The following is a 20,212-nucleotide window of genomic DNA, read 5'->3' on the forward strand; positions in this document are numbered from 1 at the left end:
GTTGGCAGAGTCGAACTGAGTCGAGCTCAGGTGTTCGCGGTCGAGGCTCAGGCCTCGGCGCCGCCCTCACCCTCGGTGTCCTCAGCGGCCTCCTCGGCCTGCGCGGCCAGAACCTGGAGAACGACGACGTCGTCCTCGACGTTCAGGGTGGTGCCGGCGGGCAGCGGGATGTCCTTGGCGAGGATGGTCGCACCGGCCTCGAGACCGGCGATGGAGACGGTGACCGACTCCGGGATGTGCGTGGCCTCGGCCTCGACGGGCAGCGCGTTAAGGACGTGCTCGAGCAGGTTGCCGCCCGGGGCGAGCTCGCCCTCGGTGTGGACGTAGATGTCGACGTTGACCTTCTCGCCCTTGCGGACGAGGAGGAGGTCGACGTGCTCGAGGATGCCGGTACGCACGGCGTCACGCTGGACGGCCTTGGGGATGACCAGGTGGCTCTTGCCGTCGATGTCCAGGTTGATCAGGACGTTCGCGGTCTTGAGCGCCATCAGGGTGCCGTGGTGCGGCAGGGCGATGTGGACCGGGTCCGCGCCGTGGCCGTAGACGACGGCGGGAAGCTTGTCGGCGCGACGCAGACGGCGGGAAGCACCCTTGCCGAACTCGTTGCGGACCTCGGCGGTGATCTTTACCTCGGGCATGTGCACTCCTCGTACGAGCGGTGACGGAACAGAGTCAGTCACCCGGCCACGACTTACTGGCCTGCTACGAAGAGCGCGTCGATAACGGACCGCCGTACTGCAATGAGTACGGCCTCCCTCGCCGAGCAACTCCGTGAGTCTACCCGGCGGGGAGGCCGCCCCAGAAATCGATCTTCAGTAAGCCCGCTCAAGCCCGCAGAGGACTAGGCCTGCTCGTCGAAGAGGCTCGTCACCGAACCGTCCTCGAAGACCTCGCGCACCGCGTTCGCGATGGTCGGCGCGATCGAGAGCACCGTGATCTTGTCGAGCTCCAGGTCACCCGGGTCGGGCAGCGTGTCCGTGAACACGAACTCGCTCACCTTGGAGTTCTTCAGACGGTCCGCGGCGGGGCCGGACAGCACACCGTGCGTCGCCGTCACGATGACGTCCTCCGCACCGTGCGCGAACAGCGCGTCGGCGGCGGCGCAGATCGTGCCACCCGTGTCGATCATGTCGTCGACCAGGACGCAGACGCGGCCCTTCACCTCACCCACGACCTCGTGGACGGTGACCTGGTTGGCGACGTCCTTGTCACGGCGCTTGTGCACGATGGCCAGCGGGGCGCCGAGACGGTCGCACCAGCGGTCGGCGACGCGGACGCGGCCCGCGTCGGGGGAGACCACGGTCAGCTTCGAACGGTCGACCTTCGCGCCCACGTAGTCCGCGAGGATCGGCAGCGCGAAGAGGTGGTCGACCGGGCCGTCGAAGAAGCCCTGGATCTGGTCCGTGTGCAGGTCGACCGTGAGGATGCGGTGCGCGCCCGCGGTCTTCATCAGGTCGGCGACCATACGGGCCGAGATCGGCTCACGGCCGCGGTGCTTCTTGTCCTGGCGCGCGTAGCCGTAGAACGGCACGATCACGGTGATGGAGCGGGCCGACGCGCGCTTCAGCGCGTCGATCATGATCAACTGCTCCATGATCCACTTGTTGATCGGAGCCGTGTGGCTCTGGATCAAGAAGCAGTCCGCGCCACGAGCCGACTCCTGATACCGCACATAGATCTCGCCGTTGGCGAAATCGAAGGCCTTCGTCGGCACGATGCCGACACCCAGCCTGTGTGCGACCTCCTCGGCCAACTCGGGGTGGGCGCGGCCGGAGAAGAGCATCAACTTCTTCTCGCCGGTCGTCTTGATCCCGGTCACAGCACTAGTCTCCTCAGACGAGTTCTTCCCGCTGCCGTCCCCGCACGCTCCGGAAAAATGCATTCCGCTGCGCTGGGCCGGCCGAAATGGTGTGCATCTATCACGGTACGCCGTGCCCGACGCACCTGTTTCCGGTCAGCTTCCGCCATCCGAAATCCTGGGCTCCCCGGACGCCGACTCCGCGGCCCTCGCCGCCGGACTCCCCGGACGCTTCCGCGCCACCCAACCCTCGATATTCCTTTGCTGGCCACGGGCCACGGCCAGCGAACCGGCCGGAACATCCTTCGTGATGACCGAACCCGCCGCCGTATAAGCGCCGTCCCCGACAGTGACAGGAGCCACAAACATGTTGTCCGAACCGGTCTTGCAGTGCGACCCCACCGTCGTGTGGTGCTTCGCCTCGCCGTCGTAGTTCACAAAGACGCTCGCAGCACCGATGTTGGTGAAATCACCGATCGTCGCGTCACCCACGTACGAAAGATGCGGAACCTTCGAGCCCTCACCGATCGTCGCGTTCTTCATCTCCACGTACGTGCCCGCCTTGGCCTTCACGCCGAGCCGGGTACCCGGCCGCAGATACGCGTACGGACCCACGCTCGCCTGCTCCCCGACCTCGGAGTCGTTCGCGACCGTGTTGTCCACCCGGGCCCCCGCGCCCACCCTGGTGTTGTTCAGGCGGGAGTTCGGCCCGACCTCGGAACCCTCACCGAGATGCGTGACGCCCTGGAGCTGCGTCCCCGGGTGCACCAGCGCGTCCTGCTCGTACGTCACCGTCGCGTCGATCCACGTCGACGCCGGGTCCACGACCGTGACACCCGCCAGCATGGCCTCGGTCAGCAGGCGGTCGTTCAAGGTGCGGCGGGCCTCGGCCAGTTGTACGCGGTTGTTGATCCCCGCGATCTCCTCGTGATCACGGGTGACGGCCGCCCCCACCCGGTGCCCCGCCTCACGCAGGATCCCCAGAACATCGGTCAGGTACTCCTCGCCCTGACTGTTGTCCGTACGCACCTTGCCGAGCGCCTTCGCGAGCAGCTGGCCGTCGAACGCGAAAACGCCGGAGTTGATCTCACGGATCGCGCGCTGGGCCTCGGTGGCGTCCTTGTGCTCGACGATGCCGGTCACGGCGCCGCTCTCGCCGTCCCGCACGATGCGGCCGTACCCGGTCGCGTCCGGGACCTCGGCGGTAAGGACCGTCACGGCGTTGCCGTCATCGGTGTGCGTCGCGGCCAGCTTCTGCAGGGTCGCGCCGGTCAGCAGCGGGGTGTCACCACAGACGACGATGACGGTCCCGTCCACGGCGCCGCCGAGCTCGTCAAGACCGATACGGACGGCGTGCCCTGTGCCCTTCTGCTCACTCTGGTACGCCGTGTGCACGTCAGGGGCAATGGTCCCGAGATGCGCGACGACCTTCTCGCGCGCGAACCCGACGACGGTGACGAGCCGCTGCGGACTCAACGCATACGCGGCTTCTAGTACATGCCCGATGAGGGAACGCCCGCAGATCTCATGCAGGACCTTGGGGGTGGCCGACTTCATGCGGGTGCCCTCACCCGCTGCGAGGACGACGACGGCTGCCGGGCTGTTGGCGCTCACGGGGGTGCCCTTCGGCTTCGGATGTGCGGGGAGTGGACATCCGCAGGATACCGGGGCGTTGTGGGCCGGAAATGAGTGCGGGTCCTGACCGTGGCGGTCAGGACCCGTCTGCGCTGCTCCCGGGGAAGGAATCGAACCCTCATTCAATGGACCAAAACCATTTGTCCTGCCATTAGACGACCCGGGATGGTCTGCGCGCTATGTCCGATTCGGTTGATCGGGCTGACGCGCGGACAACACTATGCCGTACCAAGCGCCTTCGATGCGACGGTACAAGTCGGCGCTCTGCAGGACTTTGACCACCAGGCAGCCGCGATAGGTGGCGCCCACGTTCTTGCGGACAGTCCTCGGGTTGTGCTTTTTGAGCGTGGTCTTGTTGAAGTCGGTGCGATCGGCGCCGACCAGATCGGCCCAGTAGTTTTCGGCGGCTGTCACGTCAGCTGACTCGTGGATCATCACCGAGAAGCGCAAGCGCCGACGCTCCACTTCGAGAAGATCGAGCCAGGCCAGGAACACCTGGATCATCCCGGGGTCGCTGTTCACGAACGTGACGTTCTCCCGGCGGTCGTACGGCTTGTCCTTGCTGCCCTCGGACCAGTAGAGGCCGACTCCCACGAGGAACAGCTCGCGCCCGGACACGCTCCCGACCGATTGGGCGGCGGTCTCCTTGGTGTGCTGCCGCGCCACGTCCCGCACCGCAAGCTCGTGCTCCCACCGCTTCCGCGCCGCCAGCTTCGCCTGCTCCGACGAGTCCCGCCGCTCAGGGCGGGGCAGATCCCGTACCCACAACGAGATCGAACCCTTCGAGCACCCCAGCTCGACCTGGATCTGGTCGTAGGTCAGGCCCTGGACGCGCAGTTCCCGTGCCCGCTCCCGAAGGTCGTCCTTCGCGTTCGGGCGCTTCGTCCACTCCGGGGGCGGCTCGCCCTCCAGGAGGCGGTTCAGGATGTCGTTGTTGTCGATGTGCATCCGGTCGCGGATCTGGCGGCGGCTCAGTCCCTCTCGCCGCAAGGCGACCGCCCGCTCCCGCAGTCCCTCGAAGTCGGTGTACTTGCTCGTGATTTCCGTCATGCGGCGACCCTCGTCCGGAATGCGGACTTCCGGCCGGAAACGGGGAGTGGTTAAACAGTTCGAGGGATTTCGGGCCGTTTCGTTTCGTCACGGGCAGTGCGTGTGTTCGATCACCGAGCCGGAAACTCGCCGGAAAAGGAGGGCTTGTCGCCCGTAGGCTGGAAGGCATGACCACGACGGGGGAGAAGCACACCACGGCCGTGACCGGCCCGTGGTGGTGGGAGCGGCGGCGTAGTGCCGTCCTTGATGTGGGGCTCGCGCTGGCCTCGGCGGTGGAGTGCGGGGCCGAGGGGATCGAGTTCGCGGGGGATACGGGGATCCCCGCGGCGCTGGGTGTGGGGTTCGGGGTGCTCGCCGGGTTCTCGCTCGTGCTGCGGCGTCGGTGGCCGATTGCCGTGGTGCTCATCTCCATCGCGATCACGCCTGCTCAGATGGGGATTTTCCTGACCGTCCTCGGGCTGTACACGCTGGCCGCGTCCGAGCTGCCCCGGCGGATCATCGGGTCCCTTGCCGGTATGTCGCTGCTCGGGACGCTCATCGTCACGCTGGTGCGGACGCGGCAGGACATGGCGAACGGGGATCTGGGGTTCGCGGAGGGGTTCATACCGTTCATCGCGATCACCACCTCCATCGGTCTTACGGCGCCGCCGATTCTGCTCGGGCTGTATGTGGGGGCCCGGCGGCGGCTGATGGAGAGTCTTCGGGAGCGTGCCGACAGCTTGGAGCGCGAGTTGCAGCTGCTTGCCGAGCGGGCCGAGGAGCGTGCCGAGTGGGCGCGTAATGAGGAGCGGACCCGGATCGCGCGGGAGATGCATGACGTTGTCGCGCATCGGGTGAGTCTGATGGTCGTGCATGCGGCTGCCTTGCAGGCCGTGGCGAGGAAGGATCCGGAGAAGGCCGTCAAGAACGCCGCTCTGGTCGGTGACATGGGGCGTCAGGCGCTGACGGAGCTGCGCGAGATGCTGGGTGTGCTGCGCAACGGGGAGTCCAGGCCGGCGGCGGGTGGCCGGCATGGTTCGGTCTCCGATGTGCTGCCGCTTGCGGCCGTGGGGTTCGCCGCGGCGGCTGCGGCCTCGCGTGCCGTGGACGAGGACGGGCCGTCTCTGGCGGAGCTCGACGAGCTGGTGGGGCAGTCGCGTGCGGCGGGGATGGCGGTGGCGCTGTCCGTGGAGGGTGAGTCCCGTGAGTACGCGGCTGACGTGGAGCAGACCGCGTACCGGGTGGTGCAGGAGGCGTTGACCAACGTGCACAAGCACGCCGCGGGCGCCAAGACGTATGTCCGGCTCGCGCACCGCGGTGCGGAGATCGCGATGCAGGTGGAGAACGAGCCGCCGCCCGAGGCGGGTCCCGGGGACGCGCGGTTGCCCAGCGGGGGCAACGGTCTGGTGGGCATGAAGGAACGTGTCGTCGCGCTGGGCGGTGTGTTCGTGTCGGGGCCGACCGACGCGGGTGGTTTCCGGGTGTCGGCGGTGCTGCCCGTGATTGTCGTCGTCGCTGAGGCCTAGCTCTTTCAGCCCGCTTTCAGCCCGCCTTCAGGCGTTCCGGGCGTGTGCCCGATGCCAGGGTGGCGAGGGCCTCGTCGATGTGGGAGCCGAGGTACCAGTCGCCGCTGTGGTCGAGGCTGTAGACGCGGCCTTCGGCGTCGATGGCCAGGAGGGCCTGGGTCTCGGTCTCTTCTCCTATGGGGCAGACCTCGGAGTCCAGGGCGCGGCCCAGGTCGCCGAGGGTGCGGGCCAGGTGGAGGCCGTACAGGGGGTCCAGGTGGACGGTGGCGGGTGCTATGTGGCGGCCGGGGCCCTGCGGGGTGATGTGCAGTCCGCCGAACTCGGCCCACGCCTCGACGGCGGCGGGGAAGACGGCGTGCTGGTGTCCGGCCGGTGAGGTGTGGCCGCGCAGGACGTCGGCCCAGATCTCGGCCTGCTTTATGTCCCAGCGTCCGGGGCGCCAGCCCGCGGCGCGCAGGGCGGCGTCGATGGGGACGGGGAAGCGGGGTGTCGCGGCGGACGGGGTGGTGGGGTGTGCGGGGTTCTCGGTGCGCTGTTCCGTGTGTTCCGTGTGCATGGGCGGCCCTCGTGGCGGTTCGCGGTTCGCGGTTCGTTGTGCGCGGTTCGTTGTGCGTGGCTTGGGTTCGCGGCTTGCTCGGCGGGAGTCAGGATTCCGGCGTCGTGGGGTCCACGATCCGTACGCCGAAGTGCGCTGTGAGGGCCGTACAGGAGCGGCAGGGGCGGGCGAAGCCGCCGTGCAGGGGGTCGCCGTCCTCGCGGATGCGGCGGGTGGTGAGTTTGGCGTGTTTGAGCGCTTTGCGCGCCTCGCCGTTGGTCATCGGTTTTCGTGCCGCGCGTTTGGAGCGGCTGCCGTCGGCCGCCGTGAGATGACGAGAGATGAGGATGGCTTCGGCGCACCGCCCGGTGAAGCGCTCGCGCTGGCCGCTTGTGAGGGTGTCGAGGAAATCCTGTACGAGCGGGTGCAGAGCGGGAGGTTCTTCGCCGCGTCCCGCGGTGCAGGTGAGCGTCGCGCCGCGTACGGAGAGTGCGGCGGCGACGGTGGGAAGTATGCCGTCGCGGCGCTGGCGCAGCGTGGGCGCGTGTGCGGACGCGCTGCTCCAGCCGACGCGGGGATCCCCCGTGTCGACGGGGTTCTCGGCGATCGCCGAGGGCGCCGTCGTGGCCGCCGTGCGGCCGTCCGTACCGGTCTGTGCCGTGTGCATGGTGGTGCTTCCCTCCCCGCAACTCGCGGTGTGACCGCGTGTGCCACGCCCCCGCGTTGCGGGGACAGCCTGTCAAATGGGGCGGGTGGTGCGGAAGCTGGGGCACCGCGACACGCCTGGTTTTCGTCGCACGGTGACGGTCCGGTGGCTGCTGGTCATGGAACTGGAGGCCCGGTGACCGGTGTCGTCCTTGCGCATAGGCTGTCGACATCCGCAGACCGCGGAACGCAGGACGAAGTACGCATCGAGTACGCATCGAGTACGCACCATCCATGTACAGCGATCCGCAGAACCATTAACAGTGCCGCAGGGGGCAACCGCCATGACGACAGGTCGGCTGGGGCAGCAAGCCGCGCCGCCGAACGCGGCCTACGCCGGGCAGCTCGTGCACTTTCCGGATCCGGTCCGGGCCACGCGCCATCCCAGAGGCGTGCGCGTGGACGAGCACGGCTATCCGGACTTCTCGGCCTACGCGCGTGCGGCCGCCGAGATCGCCGAGCCCCCGGAGGGCTTCGGCGTCGACGAGCTGCGCCTGACGGACTACGTCTCCGCGAACGCGGCGATGGCCGCGGCGGATCATGACCTGTGGGACACGATTCCGCCGGTGGCGACCCCGCACGGCTGGACCTGGCACCACGTGCCGGGCGGCAGGCGCCTGGAGCTGGTCCCGGTGGAGGTGAAGGCGCTTCTGCGGCATCACGGCGGGCTCGCCACGACGCCGGTGGACCAGAACAAGAGGGGCACGCGCCCGCTCCAGGAGACCCGCCCCGCGCATCTCGCGCTGCCGAAGTCGGCGGTCGCGGTGACCGAGCAGGAGATCCTCGGCGCCGAGGAGGAGCTGGGCTATCGGCTGCCGGGCGCCTACCGTTCCTTCTTGAAGGCGGCGGGCGGTTGCGCGCCGGTGGGTACGGCGCTCGACGCGGAGCTCGGTCTCCTGATCGACCAGCCGTTCTTCACGGTGCGGGACGAGGCCGCGGTCAACGACCTGGTGTACGTGAACAAATGCCTGCGCGACCATCTCACCAAGGATTACCTGGGAGTCGGTTTCGTGCAGGGCGGCATTCTCGCCGTGAAGGTCAAGGGTGACCTGATCGGTTCGGTGTGGTTCTGCGCGTACGACGACGCACGGGACGTCTCGGAAGCGGCCTCTTGGGCGCCCGCCGAGCGGGTGCAGCGGCTGCTGCTGCCGTGCGGTGACGACTTCGACGCGTTCTTGTCCCGGCTCGCGGGTAATCCGCCGGAGTTGGAGACCGTGGCGAACCTGATGGTGGACGGTGGCTTCGCGCGCGCCGTCCCGGTGGGGGAGTGACTTGTCGATGGTGACCTTCGCGCAGGCGCAGGAGCGCGCCGAGGAGTGGATCAACGGCGATGTGCCCGGCTACCAGCATCGCGAGGTGCGGGTGCGGGAGTTCGAGCTCGGCTTCGTCCTATGGGCGGAGGACCGTGAGAACGGTCCGGTGTCCGACGGCGGCAGCCAGCGGCTCGTCATCGCGAGGGACAGTGGTGACGCCACGCTCTGGCCGGGTCTGCCGGTCGGTGAGGTGATCCGCCGGTACGAAGAGGAGTACGGCGCCCCGGACGCGGTGCCGGAAGATTCGACTCCGGCCCCGCCGGAGCGGGTTGACCTGAATCAGACGTCGTTCCTTTTGAGCCCTCCCGAGTGGCTCCAGGAAGCGGCGGACAAGCTGGGCATTCCGGATCGCAGGGCGGATTCGACGCGGGGGGCGGCGTCATCCGCGTCGTCTGCGTCACCTTCGTCGCCTGCCGCGCCGGCTGCCCCCGCCGCGCCCGCGGCGCCTGTTGCTCCCGCCGCCTCCGCCGCTCCCGAAGCTCCCGGTGGCGGTACGCCGTGGCCCGCGGCCGCGCCGTCGAGTGCGCCCGCAGGGGCCACCCCGTGGGCCGGTACGGACACCAACGCGGACTCCGGCGAGGACGGTTCGGTGCCGGCGCCCGCGACGGTGTTCGCGCCGCCGCTGGTCGGCGGTGACGATGACGACGTCCCGCCGCCCGGTGTGCCGCCGGAGGCGAAGACCGCGCTGATGCACCGCGGCAGCGGCCTTCCGTCGACGACGGTGGCACCCGCGTACGACGGGTCCGGCACGCCGCCGCCTCCGGGCGCCGGTGCTCCCGACCCGGCCGCGTACGGCTATCCGCAGGGTCCCGGTGCGCAGCCCCCGGCGGCTCCGGGGCCGAACCTGCCCCCGCCGCCCGCCGGTTCCGCGGTGAACCTGCCGCCGCCTCCGGGTGTGAGCGCTCCGGACCCGGCCGCGTACGGCTACCCCCAGGGTCCAGGGCCCGCCGCCGCTCAGCACTCCGTGCCCCCCGGCGCGGGCGACATCGCCGATGCCGCGACCAGCAAGGCGCAGGCGCCGCCGCGTGGTGCCCGTGGGGGCGGTGCGACTACGCCGCCGCCTCCCGGCGCTCCGGGGACTCCTGGTGTGCGTCCGGGGAGTACGCCGCCGCCGTCAGGGCCCGGTGCTCCGGGTACCCCGGCCGGGGGTTACGTCCCGACGCAGTTCGTCTCGTCGCTCGGCCCCGACGGACCTCAGCCGCCCGCGACTCCGGGCGCGCCGCAGCCTCCCGGCACCCCGCCTCCCGGCGGCGGTGTCCACCATGCCGCGACGATGCTGGCCGACCCGAGTCTGGGTGGCCCCGGTGGCATCAAGCCGCCTGGCGCTCCGGGCGCTCCTGGTGCCCCGCAGCCTCCCGGTCCGCCCGGCGTTCCTGGTGCCGGCGCTCCTGGTTCTCCCGGTGCGCCGCAGCCTCCCGGCCCGCCCGGTGCTCCGGGTACGCCTCCCGGCGGCGGCGTGCACCATGCCGCGACGATGCTGGCCGACCCGAGTCTGGGTGGCCCCGGTGGCATCAAGCCGCCTGGCGCTCCGGGTGCTCCCGGCGTCCCGCAGCCTCCTGGTCCGCCCGGTGCTCCCGGTGCTCCCGCGCCCCAGCCCCCTGGCGCACCCGGCACCCCCGGTGGCACCGGCGGCGGTGTCCACCACGCCGCGACCATGCTGGCGGGGCCCGCGATCGGCGGCCCCGGCGCTCCCTTGCCGCCGCAGGGTCCGGGAGCCCCGGGTGCTCCGGGCATGCCGCCGCCTCCCGCGCCGGGCAGGCCCGCTCCCGGCCAGCCCTACGGCTACCCGCAGCCGCCCACAGGACAGCCGACCGTCGGCCCCGGCTACCAGGCCGTACTGCGCTACCGCGCGCAGGACGGCTCCGAGCAGCAGCTCATCCGCCGCTCGGCGCCCGGTACGCCGCACCCGGAGTGGCAGATCCTGCACGAGCTGCGCGGCATGAACGTGCCGCCGCAGCAGGTGCTCGAACTCCACACGGAGCTGGAGTCCTGCGAGCTGCCCGGTGCGTACTGCGCCCGCATGATCCGTGAGACCTGGCCGCAGGCGCGGATCACGAGCATCGCCCCGTACGGCAGGGACCACGCGTCCCGTCAGGGCGGCATGCAGCAGCTCATCGAGCATCAGGCCGAGTTGCACCAGGTCGCGGACGGTCCCGCGCGCCCCGCTCCGGTGCGCGCGCCGCTGCCGCAGGTGCAGCCCGCGCCGCCGATCCCGCCGGAGGGTGTGGCGCAGGAACTGGCGGGTGCGTTCGGGCCCGGCATCTTCCGCTTCGACCAGCGGGCGGTATCGCGGCAGGGCGTGCCCGACCTCGTGGCGCACACGCTCGTCGTGGCGGGTCTGCCCGTCGACTTCGGGCCGTTCTTCTGGGCGCAGGCCCAGCCGGGGCGTCCGGTGCCGACCCTCGCCGAGACCGCGCAGGAGCGCGGGGTGCAGGCGGCGTCGGACGCGGGCTCGTACCTCGTCATGGGCAGTGACTTCGGCCGCGCGATCTGTGTCCAGTACGGCACGGCGAACATCGTCGCCGTGCCCGTGGAGGCAGGTCCCGGCGGTGCTCCGGTGTCGCCGCAGTTCGTGAACACGGGGCTTCCCGAGTTCGCGCGCTGCCTGGCGCTGCTCGGCCGCATGTGGCGGCTGCGCTTCGGGCTCAACCAGGAGCAGGCGGGCCGTTGGACCGTCGACTTCCAGGGCCAGCTCGCCGCGCTCGACCCGGCGGCGCTCGCGTCGCCGGAGAGCTGGTGGTCGGTGCTGCTCGAGCAGATGTGGGACGGCCTGCTCTGATCGGCCCGGCGGGGTGACGTACACACGGCGAGGCGCTCGACCCTGCTCGGGGCGGGCGCCTCGTCCGTTTTTCGACGCGGGTCGGGTGTCGAGGCGCGACGATAGGACGACCCGATTCCGACTTCTGGCTGCAAATGGCGCATCCTTGAGCGGATGAGATGCGCGGAGTGTCGCGATATGGGCACTTCGGCTTGATCCATCAAGATGTGCGCCAATCGCGTAGTACACGCGTGATGCGTCGAAGGAGGGATTCAAGGATGAGCAGCGGTGCAACGGCCTCGGAGCACGGTTTCGTCGCCGTACGACGTGGCTACCGTCCCGAGCAGGTGGACGCGTACGCCCTCGATCTGTCCCAGGACCGCGACGGCGCGTGGGAGCGTGCCGCCCGGCTCACCGTCCTCGCCAAGGAGATGGAGGCGGAGGCGGAGCGGCTGCGGGACGTGGTGTCGCGGCTCGCACCTCAGACGTACGAGACGCTGAGCGAGCGCGCGCGGAACATCCTCGCCCTGGGCGAGGAGGAGGCCGCCGCCGTACGGGCGACGGCCGAGGCCGACGTGCGGCGCGTGACGGAGGCGGCCGAGGCGGAGGGGCGTGAGGTCCGTGAGGCCGCCCGTGCGTACGCCGACGAGGTCCTCGGTGAGGCCGATGAGCGGGCCCGGCAGCGGCTGCTCGCCTGCCGCGCCACCGCGGACGAGTCGCGGATCGCGGCCCGCCGTGACGTGAAGGAGTGGCGGGGCGAGGCCCTTGCCGCGCTGCGGGAGACGCGGGAGCGCAGTGCCGCGCTCCTGGAGGAGCAGGAGAAGGAGCACGCCGAGCGCTGGGCGGCCGCCGAGGGGGAGATCGCCGCGCGGGACGCGGAGGTGGAGGCCTGGGAGGCCTCGCGCGTGGCCGCCGCTGAGGCCCGCCTCTCCGAGGCGAAGCGGGCCTCTGTCGAGGCGGAGGAGTCCGCCCGGCACGGGCAGGAGGACGCGGAGGCGCGGGGCGCGGAGCTGCTTGCCGCGGCCCATGCGCGGGATGAGGGCATCGCCCGGGAGACCGAGCGGATGCTGCGGGAGCACGGGGAGGAGTGGGATGAGGTGCGGGGACACATGGAGCATGTGCGGAGCAGTCTCGCTGCGCTGACCGGGCGGGCGGCTGCCGAGGATGCCCCCTAGGGAGCTACCTCCTCGTCACCCCCGCCAGGATCCAGCCCTCCACCGCCTCGTACCGCCTGCGCTGCTCGTCCGACTCGCGTGGGCCCGATGACACCGTGCCGAGCCAGCCGAGGAAGAAGCCGAGGGGGATGGACGCCAGGCCTGTGGTGGTGAAGGGGAACCAGTTGAAGTCGTGGTTCGGGAACGCTGAAGTGGGGGCGCCCGAGACCAGGTTGGTGCCCGTCATGATGATGATGGAGCCGAGGGTGCCGCCGATCAGGGTCCACAGGAGGCCCCTGCGGGTGTAGCGGCGCCAGAAGAGGCTGTAGACGAGTGCCGGGGCGAGTGCCGACGCGCCCAGGCAGAAGGAGAGCGTGACCAGCGGCTGCAGGTTGCGGTGCTGGACGATGACCGCGAGGGCGATCGCGAAGCCTCCTATGGCGAGCGCCGATACGCGGGCCAGTGCCATCTCGCGGCGCGGGGTGATCTGCTTGCGCTGATGCGCGAAGACGTCGTGCGCGAGGGAGTTGGCGCAGGCGAGGATCATTCCGGCGACCGAGGCGAGCAGGGTCAGGAAGATCGCTGTGGTGACCGTGGTGAAGACGAGGGTCTCCGCTGTCGACGCGTTCGCGCCGAACACCGCCCTTGAGCCGAGCAGGTAGGCCGTGTTGCCCTGCGGGTCGGCCTGTGCGATCGCCGCCCGCCCGATCATCGCCGTCGCGCCGAAGCCGACGATCGCGATGACGAGGACGAAGAGCGCCACCGACGACACCGCCCAGGACATCGAGCGGCGCACCTCGCGCGCGCTGCGCGCCGTGTACATCCGCATCGTGACGTGCGGCAGGCAGGCGCCGCCGAGTACCACCGTCAGCTCCGAACTGATCATGTCCAGGCGGGGGTTGGGACCGCCCTGGAACTGCAGTCCGGACTGGAGGAAGGCGGGGCCGACCCCGCTGCCCTTCTGGGCGGCGGCCAGGAGTGCGCCCAGGTCCCAGTCGAAGCGGCGCAGGATCAGGGCGGCGATGACCACTCCGGAGCCGAGCAGCATCACGATCTTCAGGATCTGGATGAGAGCGGTGCCCTTCATGCCGCCGATCGCCGCGTAGCTGATCATGAGTGCGCCGAGTGCGACGACGCAGCCCGTCTTCACGCCCTCGCCGGAGAAGCCAAGGATGAAGGAGAGCAGATCGCCCGCGCCCGCCAGCTGCACCAGCATGAGGGGGATGAGTGCGGCGAGTGTCGCCGCGCATGCGGTGATCCGTACGGCGCGGCCCGGCATCCGGCGGGCCAGTACGTCCCCCATGGTGAACTGGCCCGCGTTGCGCAGGGGTTCGGCCAGCAGGAACATCAGCAGCATCAGGGACAGGGCCGTGCTCAGGGCCAGGACGACCCCGTCGTACCCGACGAGCGCGATGATTCCGCCGGTGCCGAGGACGGTCGCCGCCGAGATGTAGTCGCCCGCGATGGCTAGGCCGTTGCGCATCGGCGAGAGGGAGCCGTAACCCGCGTAGAACTCGCCGAGGTTGTCGCGGTCGGGGCCCGTCATCACGCACAGGAGCAGCGTGAGGGTGACGACGGCGGTGAACGCCACCAGGGACATGGCCTGTGCCGAGTCGGTGGCGAGCGTGATGGAGGAGCTCACCGGCGTGATCGCGGAGCTCACCGGCGTGATGTCGGAGTTCACCGGTTGGCCTCCAGCTCCGCCAGTTTGCGCAGCCGTTCGGCCATCGGGTCGACCCTGAGGCGGGCCGTGAATTCGTACAGCGCTATCGCGATCAGGGTGACGGGGACCTGGCACAGGCCGAGCAGCAGTCCGGTGGAGAGTCCGCCGGTGACCGTGTCCGTCATCAGGGACGGGGCGAAGGCGGAGAGGACCAGGAAGAGCGTGAAGTAGCCGAGCGCGGTGAGGGTGGCGACGCGACGCTGCCAGCGGTAGGCGCTGCGCAGGTGGCGCAGGTCGCTGTGCCGGCCGAGTGCGGGGTGGCGGGGGAGTCTTGGGCGCGGTGGGGGCGTTGTCGGTGCGGCGGGCTGCCAGGGGTAGGTGGGGTAGGAGGGGGAGGAGTCGTGTGGGGGGAGGTGGGGTTGGTAGGCGTGATGGGGGTGTCTGGGTTGCTGAGGGTCGTGCGGGAGATGCGGTTGGTGGGGGTGGTGCGGTTGCTGGGGGTTGCGAGGGTGTTGGGGCTGGTGAGGGTAGGGCATCCCGGTTCTCCTTGCGCGGCGTCGGTCCGGTGCGGGACCGCAGGGAGCGAGAGGTGAGGAGCGAGCACGTTACTCGTAAGTAGTAGAGCCGCGAAGGGTTTTGCGCATACTGGTTGGTCGGTCTATTCGGCCGGTCTGTTCAAGCCGCCCTCACGCGGCGCCATTTCCGTGTTCTCCGTGCCCTTCAGGGCTCCCACCTCCCCGTTTTCCGGGCTCTGCGCCCCGATTACCGGAAACCGCCGAGGCGCGAGGAACGCCAGTACGAGGAGTGCGAGCACCGCCGCGCACCCCGCCCCCACGTACACCGTGTCCACCGCCGAGTCGACCGCGCGGCGCAGCCGTTCGGGGTCCGCGACCGAGGCCGGGTTCTCCAGGGCATGGGCCACCGAGTCCAGGGAGCCCGCGCCGCCGAGCCGCGAGGTGAGGACCCCGTTGGCGACCGCTCCGAAGAGGGCGGCGCCCAGGGTCTGGCCTATCTGGCGGCAGAAGAGGATCGACGCGGTGGCCGTGCCGCGCTCGGACCAGCCGACGGTGGACTGCACCCCGACGATGAGCGGCAGTTGGAAGAGGCCGAGTGCCGCGCCGAGAAGCAGCATGATCAGGGCCGGCTGCCAGGCCTGTCCCGGGTAGGGCAGGAAGGGGAACGCGAAGAGGAAGAGGGCGGCCCCGCCGATGCCGATGAGCGCCGTGTCGCGGAAGCCGAGTCTGCGGTAGACGTGCTGGCTCAGGGCGGCGGAGACCGGCCAGCTCAGCGTCATGACGGAGAGCACGAACCCGGCGGCGACCGGCGCGAGGCCGAGCACGGACTGGGCGTACGTCGGCAGGAAGACCGTCGGCGCGACCATCAGGAGGCCGAGCGCGCCGAGGGCGAGGTTGACCGCCGCGATGGTGCGCCGCCGCCAGACCCAGCCGGGGATGATCGGCTCCGCCGCGCGCCGCTCGATGACCACGACGGCCCCGGCGAGCAGCAGTCCGCCCGCGAACAGTGCGAGCGACTGCGCCGACAGCCAGCCCCACGCGACGCCGCCCTGTACGAGCGCGGTGAGCAGGACACCGCCGCAGGCGAAGACGGCGAGCGCGCCCGCCCAGTCGGTGCGCCCCCGGGTGGCCGTCGCGCGCTCCGGCTCGTGCAGGTGGCGCACGATCAGCCAGAGAGCCACAGCGCCGATGGGCAGGTTGATCAGGAAGATCCAGCGCCAGTCGGCGTACGCGGCGATCAGGCCGCCGAGCGCCGGGCCCGCGATCGACGAGGCGGCCCACACGGTGGACAACTTGGCCTGGATCTTTGGGCGTTCCTTCAGGGGATAGAGGTCGGCGGCGAGTGTCTGCACCGTCCCCTGGAGCGCGCCGCCGCCCAGGCCCTGGACGACGCGGAAGGCGATGAGCGCCCCCATGTTCCAGGCCACCGCGCACAGGGCCGAGCCGATCAGGAAGAGGATGCTGCCCGCGATGAGTACGGGCTTGCGGCCGAAGGTGTCGGAGAGCTTGCCGTAGATGGGCAGGGTGACGGTGACGGCGAGCAGATATCCGGAGAAGAGCCAGGAGAAGACGGAGAAGCCGCCGAGGTCGCCGACGATCTGCGGGATGGCGGTCGAGACGATCGTGGAGTCCAGGGCGGCGAGCGCCATGGCGAGCATGAGGGCGGCGACGACGGGGCCGCGGCGCCGCCGGTCGTCCGAACCCGAAGGTGTGCCGTCCGCGTCCACCGAGATCCCTTCCCTATGCATCTATTTACTCGGGGCCACCTTCTCACCCGGTGTACTCCCGGGGCAGGGGTGGAGAGCATCTCGGCAGGTGGGCCGGTGTCCGCTCCGTAAGAGGGTGGAGCAACCCCGAGAACGGCTCCACCGGCGGGTGGAGTTCCCCTAGGGGAACCTCCGTACTACGGACCGGGGAGCGTTCGTACTGATGGAGGACGAGAAGGCCCAGGCCGCTTCTTAGATTGGCTTTATGCCGACGGGGTCGGACCGGGGGAGGCCTCGGGCCGGATCGGGGGAGGCCCTCGGGTCGGACAAGCCACACCTACGGGGGTGGGGTTTTCCCCAGCAAGAGACTGCGCTGAGCACCAGCGCGCAGGACTCGTCGGACGACCAGAATCTTTATGCGCGGCGAACACACCTGACCTACCGCGTAACCGACTTAGGAGACTTACCGTGACAACGGCTGTAACCATTCCCAGGCACGGGGGCACTGGAGGGCGTACGGCCGTGGCGGCACGGGCTCGCCAGGTCGTGAAGGCGTACGGGTCGGGGGAGACCCGGGTCGTGGCGCTCGACGAGATCGATGTGGACATCGCCCGGGGGCAGTTCACCGCGATCATGGGCCCGTCCGGCTCCGGCAAGTCGACCCTGATGCACTGCCTCGCGGGCCTCGACACCGTCTCCTCCGGGCAGATCTACCTCGACGAGACCGAGATCACCGGCCTGAAGGACAAGAAGCTCACGCAGCTGCGCCGGGACCGGATCGGCTTCATCTTCCAGGCGTTCAACCTCCTGCCGACGCTCAACGCCATCGAGAACATCACGCTCCCGATGGACATCGCGGGCCGCAAGCCCGACCGCGCCTGGCTCGACCAGGTCGTGGAGACCGTCGGTCTCGCGGGCCGCCTCAAGCACCGCCCGACCGAGCTCTCCGGCGGCCAGCAGCAGCGCGTCGCCGTGGCCCGCGCCCTTGCCGCGCAGCCCGAGATCATCTTCGGCGACGAGCCGACCGGAAACCTCGACTCCCGCGCCGGAGCCGAGGTGTTGGGCTTCCTGCGCAAGTCGGTGACCGAGCTCGGCCAGACCATCGTGATGGTCACGCACGACCCGGTGGCGGCCTCGTACGCGGACCGCGTCCTCTACCTCGCGGACGGCCGCATCGTCGACGAGATGTACTCGCCGACCGCCGAGTCCGTCCTCGACCGCATGAAGGACTTCGACGCGCGGGGGCGTACGTCATGAGCGTCCTCAAGACCTCGATGCGCAACTTCTTCGCGCACAAGGGCCGCATGGCGCTCTCCGCCGTGGCCGTGATCCTTTCGGTGGCGTTCGTCTGCGGCACGCTCGTCTTCTCCGACACGATGAACACGACGTTCGACAAGCTCTTCGCCGCGACGTCCGCCGACGTCACCGTCAGCTCCAAGTCCGCCACGGACCCGGGCGACAGGCCCGACACGGGCAAGCCCGAGTCGATACCCGCATCGGTCGTCGACCGGGCGAAGAAGGCGGACGGCGCCAAGTCCGCCGAGGGCGCGGTCAGCAGCGAGAGCGTCACCGTCGTCAACTCCGACAACAAGAACGTGGGCCCGACCAGCGGCGGCCCGACCATGGCCGGCAACTGGACGCACAACGACCTGCGTTCGATGGGCATCACCTCCGGGCACGCCCCGCGCGGCCCCACCGACGTGATGATCGACGCCGACACCGCGGACAAGCACCACCTCAAGATCGGTGACGAGCTGCGCACCATCTCCGTCATCGGCGACCACACCGCCAAGATCTCCGGCATCGCCACCTTCAAGGTCACCAACCCCGGTGCCGCGATCGTCTACTTCGACACCGCCACCGCACAGCGCGAACTCCTCGGCGCCACCGGCAGGTTCACGCACGTCAACGTGGTCGCCGAGCCGGGCGTCAGCGACGCGGTGCTCAAGCGGAACGTCAGCGGGGCCATGGGCGCGGACGCCTCCGCGTACCAGGCCAAGACGCAGAAGGAGACCTCGGCCGACAACCGCGAGAGCGTCGGCAGCTTCCTGGACGTCATGAAGTACGCGATGCTCGGCTTCGCCGGAATCGCCTTCCTCGTCGGCATCTTCCTCATCATCAACACCTTCTCGATGCTGGTCGCCCAGCGCACCCGCGAGATCGGCCTGATGCGCGCCATCGGATCGAGCCGCAAGCAGGTCAACCGCTCCGTGCTCGTCGAGGCGCTGCTGCTCGGAGTCATCGGCTCGGTCCTCGGTGTCGGCGCGGGCGTCGGACTCGCCGTCGGCCTGATGCAGCTCATGTCCGGCATGGGCATGGAGCTGTCCACCCAGGACCTCACGGTCAAGTGGACGACTCCCGTGGTGGGCATGGTCCTCGGCATCGTCGTCACCGTCCTTGCCGCCTACCTCCCCGCACGGCGCGCCGCCAAGGTCTCCCCGATGGCCGCCCTGCGCGACGCCGGGACACCGGCCGACGGCAAGGCGAGCGTGCTGCGCGCCATCATCGGCCTCGTCCTCACCGGCGCCGGCGGCTTCGGCCTCTACTCCGCGTCCCAGGTGGACAAGGCGAGCGAGGGCTCGCTCTTCCTCGGCGGCGGCGTGGTCCTCACGCTCATCGGCTTCGTCGTCATCGGCCCGGTCCTCGCCAACGGCGTGGTCCGCGTCATCAGCGTCGTACTCCTTCGGATGTTCGGCCCCGTCGGGCGGATGGCCGAGCGCAACGCCCTGCGCAACCCGCGCCGCACCGGCGCCACCGGCGCGGCCCTGATGATCGGCCTCGCCCTGGTCGCCTGCCTCTCCGTGGTCGGCTCCTCGATGGTCGCATCGGCCACGGACGAGCTCGACAAGTCGGTCGGCGCGGACTTCATCATCGAGCCCGACAACGACCAGGCGATCACCCCGAAGGCCGCGAAGGCCATGGAGAAGGCCGACCACATCGCCCACATCACGCAGCTCAAGGAGATCAAGGCGGACCTGACGGCTTCGAACGGCAAGACCGCGAAGGGAGTGGAACTGAGCGCCGCCGACGCGACGTACGCACAGGACCTGCGCAGCGAGGCGGTCTCCGGCAAGCTCACCGACGCCTACAAGCCGGACTCCATGTCGGTCGGCGAGGACTTCGCCAAGGACCACGGCGTCACCGTCGGCGACAAGGTGAAGCTCGCCTTCGACCACGGCAGGACGGGCGAGATCACGGTCCGGGCCATCACGTCGAGCGAGACCTCGCTCGACTCGGGCGCGATGTACGTGAACATCACGACCGCCGAGAAGTACGTGCCCGCCGACCGCATGCCGCCGAACGAGATCATGTTCGCCAAGGCGGAGAAGGATCAGCAGGACGCGGCCTACAAGTCGCTGAAGGCCGCCATGGCCGACTACCCGCAGTACAAGGTCATGGACCAGACCGACTTCAAGCAGACCCTGAAGGACCAGGTCGGCCAGATGCTCAACATGGTCTACGGCCTGCTCGGCCTCGCGATCATCGTCGCCATCCTGGGCGTCGTGAACACCCTCGCCCTCTCGGTGGTCGAGCGCACCCGCGAGATCGGCCTGATGCGGGCGATCGGCCTCTCGCGCCGCCAGCTGCGCCGCATGATCCGCATGGAGTCGGTGGTCATCGCCCTCTTCGGCGCGCTGCTCGGCCTGGGCCTTGGCATGGGCTGGGGAGCGACGGCCCAGAAGCTCCTGGCCCTGGAGGGCCTGAAGGTCCTGGAGATCCCCTGGCCGACGATCATCACCGTCTTCATCGGCTCGGCCTTCGTGGGCCTGTTCGCGGCGCTTGTCCCCGCGTTCAGGGCGGGCCGGATGAACGTCCTCAACGCCATCGCGACCGAATAGCTTCCGCTACGGGGGTGCGGGAGGCACGGCCCCGGC

The 20,212-nt window shown here is 70.0% G+C and carries 15 protein-coding genes and 1 tRNA gene; 6 read left to right on the top strand and 10 right to left on the bottom strand.

Annotated elements, in window-relative coordinates; all coding sequences use genetic code 11:
- Positions 1-47: 47 nt before the first annotated feature.
- From ACFQ7F_RS37625 to ACFQ7F_RS37645, 5 genes are all read right to left on the bottom strand, one after another.
- The gene (locus ACFQ7F_RS37625; protein WP_383281055.1) at positions 48-638 is read right to left on the bottom strand and encodes a 50S ribosomal protein L25/general stress protein Ctc; all 591 of its coding nucleotides are present in this window, start codon (positions 636-638) and stop codon (positions 48-50) included.
- A 203-nt stretch (positions 639-841) separates the two neighbouring features.
- Positions 842-1,819: a ribose-phosphate diphosphokinase gene (locus ACFQ7F_RS37630; RefSeq protein WP_383281058.1), complete on the bottom strand. Its 978-nt coding sequence runs from the start codon at positions 1,817-1,819 to the stop codon at positions 842-844.
- A gap of 135 nt (positions 1,820-1,954) precedes the next feature.
- Positions 1,955-3,412 (bottom strand): bifunctional UDP-N-acetylglucosamine diphosphorylase/glucosamine-1-phosphate N-acetyltransferase GlmU, encoded by a 1,458-nt coding sequence (gene glmU / locus ACFQ7F_RS37635; protein WP_383281061.1) that lies wholly within the window; start codon positions 3,410-3,412, stop codon positions 1,955-1,957.
- A gap of 116 nt (positions 3,413-3,528) precedes the next feature.
- Positions 3,529-3,599, bottom strand: a tRNA-Gln gene (locus tag ACFQ7F_RS37640).
- Between the two features lie 11 nt (positions 3,600-3,610).
- Positions 3,611-4,483 carry a hypothetical protein gene (locus tag ACFQ7F_RS37645; RefSeq protein WP_383281064.1) on the bottom strand — a complete coding sequence of 291 codons (873 nt, stop codon included), beginning with the start codon at positions 4,481-4,483 and terminating at the stop codon, positions 3,611-3,613.
- A 167-nt stretch (positions 4,484-4,650) separates the two neighbouring features.
- On the opposite strand from ACFQ7F_RS37645, the gene ACFQ7F_RS37650 reads away from it, so the two are divergent.
- Positions 4,651-5,988 carry a sensor histidine kinase gene (locus ACFQ7F_RS37650; protein WP_383281067.1) on the top strand — a complete coding sequence of 446 codons (1,338 nt, stop codon included), beginning with the start codon at positions 4,651-4,653 and terminating at the stop codon, positions 5,986-5,988.
- A gap of 16 nt (positions 5,989-6,004) precedes the next feature.
- Here ACFQ7F_RS37650 and ACFQ7F_RS37655 read toward each other — a convergent pair whose 3' ends face one another.
- Both ACFQ7F_RS37655 and ACFQ7F_RS37660 read right to left on the bottom strand, forming a co-directional pair.
- The gene (locus ACFQ7F_RS37655; RefSeq protein WP_383281070.1) at positions 6,005-6,544 is read right to left on the bottom strand and encodes an SUKH-3 domain-containing protein; all 540 of its coding nucleotides are present in this window, start codon (positions 6,542-6,544) and stop codon (positions 6,005-6,007) included.
- Between the two features lie 88 nt (positions 6,545-6,632).
- Positions 6,633-7,190 carry a YwqJ-related putative deaminase gene (locus tag ACFQ7F_RS37660; RefSeq protein ID WP_383281073.1) on the bottom strand — a complete coding sequence of 186 codons (558 nt, stop codon included), beginning with the start codon at positions 7,188-7,190 and terminating at the stop codon, positions 6,633-6,635.
- A 322-nt stretch (positions 7,191-7,512) separates the two neighbouring features.
- Here ACFQ7F_RS37660 and ACFQ7F_RS37665 point away from each other — a divergent pair, with 322 nt between their 5' ends.
- The 3 genes from ACFQ7F_RS37665 (at position 7,513) to ACFQ7F_RS37675 (ending at position 12,474) form a co-directional block, all read left to right on the top strand.
- On the top strand, positions 7,513-8,499 hold the full coding sequence (locus ACFQ7F_RS37665) for an HNH endonuclease (RefSeq protein WP_383281076.1): 987 nt from the start codon (positions 7,513-7,515) through the stop codon (positions 8,497-8,499).
- Between the two features lie 7 nt (positions 8,500-8,506).
- Entirely contained in the window at positions 8,507-11,320 is a 2,814-nt protein-coding gene (locus tag ACFQ7F_RS37670) for an SUKH-4 family immunity protein (RefSeq protein WP_383281079.1), read from the top strand.
- Between the two features lie 257 nt (positions 11,321-11,577).
- Complete coding sequence (locus ACFQ7F_RS37675) at positions 11,578-12,474, top strand: cellulose-binding protein (RefSeq protein WP_383281082.1); 897 nt, start codon at positions 11,578-11,580, stop codon at positions 12,472-12,474.
- Between the two features lie 4 nt (positions 12,475-12,478).
- On the opposite strand, the gene ACFQ7F_RS37680 is transcribed toward ACFQ7F_RS37675, so the two are convergent.
- The 3 genes from ACFQ7F_RS37680 to ACFQ7F_RS37690 form a co-directional block, all read right to left on the bottom strand.
- Positions 12,479-14,053 carry a cation acetate symporter gene (locus tag ACFQ7F_RS37680; protein WP_383281096.1) on the bottom strand — a complete coding sequence of 525 codons (1,575 nt, stop codon included), beginning with the start codon at positions 14,051-14,053 and terminating at the stop codon, positions 12,479-12,481.
- An 80-nt stretch (positions 14,054-14,133) separates the two neighbouring features.
- Positions 14,134-14,652, bottom strand: coding sequence for a DUF485 domain-containing protein (locus tag ACFQ7F_RS37685; RefSeq protein WP_383281085.1), 519 nt, complete (start codon positions 14,650-14,652; stop codon positions 14,134-14,136).
- Between the two features lie 122 nt (positions 14,653-14,774).
- On the bottom strand, positions 14,775-16,379 hold the full coding sequence (locus ACFQ7F_RS37690) for an MFS transporter (RefSeq protein ID WP_383281088.1): 1,605 nt from the start codon (positions 16,377-16,379) through the stop codon (positions 14,775-14,777).
- A 426-nt stretch (positions 16,380-16,805) separates the two neighbouring features.
- Here ACFQ7F_RS37690 and ACFQ7F_RS37695 point away from each other — a divergent pair, with 426 nt between their 5' ends.
- Both ACFQ7F_RS37695 and ACFQ7F_RS37700 read left to right on the top strand, forming a co-directional pair.
- Entirely contained in the window at positions 16,806-17,594 is a 789-nt protein-coding gene (locus ACFQ7F_RS37695) for an ABC transporter ATP-binding protein (RefSeq protein WP_383281090.1), read from the top strand.
- The gene (locus tag ACFQ7F_RS37700) at positions 17,591-20,176 is read left to right on the top strand and encodes an ABC transporter permease (RefSeq protein ID WP_383281093.1); all 2,586 of its coding nucleotides are present in this window, start codon (positions 17,591-17,593) and stop codon (positions 20,174-20,176) included. Before ACFQ7F_RS37695 ends, ACFQ7F_RS37700 begins: the two co-directional genes overlap by 4 nt.
- Positions 20,177-20,212 lie beyond the last annotated feature (36 nt).

Origin of the sequence: Streptomyces sp. NPDC056486, from assembly GCF_042795295.1 — a bacterium.
Taxonomy (GTDB): domain Bacteria; phylum Actinomycetota; class Actinomycetes; order Streptomycetales; family Streptomycetaceae; genus Streptomyces.

Coding starts and splice junctions, on each gene's coding strand:
- ACFQ7F_RS37625 (WP_383281055.1), bottom strand. CDS start 638: ATGCCCGAGGTAAAGATCACCGCCGAGGTCCGCAACGAGTTCGGCAAG.
- ACFQ7F_RS37645 (WP_383281064.1), bottom strand. CDS start 4,483: ATGACGGAAATCACGAGCAAGTACACCGACTTCGAGGGACTGCGGGAG.
- ACFQ7F_RS37650 (WP_383281067.1), top strand. CDS start 4,651: ATGACCACGACGGGGGAGAAGCACACCACGGCCGTGACCGGCCCGTGG.
- ACFQ7F_RS37655 (WP_383281070.1), bottom strand. CDS start 6,544: ATGCACACGGAACACACGGAACAGCGCACCGAGAACCCCGCACACCCC.
- ACFQ7F_RS37660 (WP_383281073.1), bottom strand. CDS start 7,190: ATGCACACGGCACAGACCGGTACGGACGGCCGCACGGCGGCCACGACG.
- ACFQ7F_RS37665 (WP_383281076.1), top strand. CDS start 7,513: ATGACGACAGGTCGGCTGGGGCAGCAAGCCGCGCCGCCGAACGCGGCC.
- ACFQ7F_RS37670 (WP_383281079.1), top strand. CDS start 8,507: ATGGTGACCTTCGCGCAGGCGCAGGAGCGCGCCGAGGAGTGGATCAAC.
- ACFQ7F_RS37675 (WP_383281082.1), top strand. CDS start 11,578: ATGAGCAGCGGTGCAACGGCCTCGGAGCACGGTTTCGTCGCCGTACGA.
- ACFQ7F_RS37680 (WP_383281096.1), bottom strand. CDS start 14,053: ATGTCCCTGGTGGCGTTCACCGCCGTCGTCACCCTCACGCTGCTCCTG.
- ACFQ7F_RS37685 (WP_383281085.1), bottom strand. CDS start 14,652: ATGCCCTACCCTCACCAGCCCCAACACCCTCGCAACCCCCAGCAACCG.
- ACFQ7F_RS37690 (WP_383281088.1), bottom strand. CDS start 16,379: ATGCATAGGGAAGGGATCTCGGTGGACGCGGACGGCACACCTTCGGGT.
- ACFQ7F_RS37700 (WP_383281093.1), top strand. CDS start 17,591: ATGAGCGTCCTCAAGACCTCGATGCGCAACTTCTTCGCGCACAAGGGC.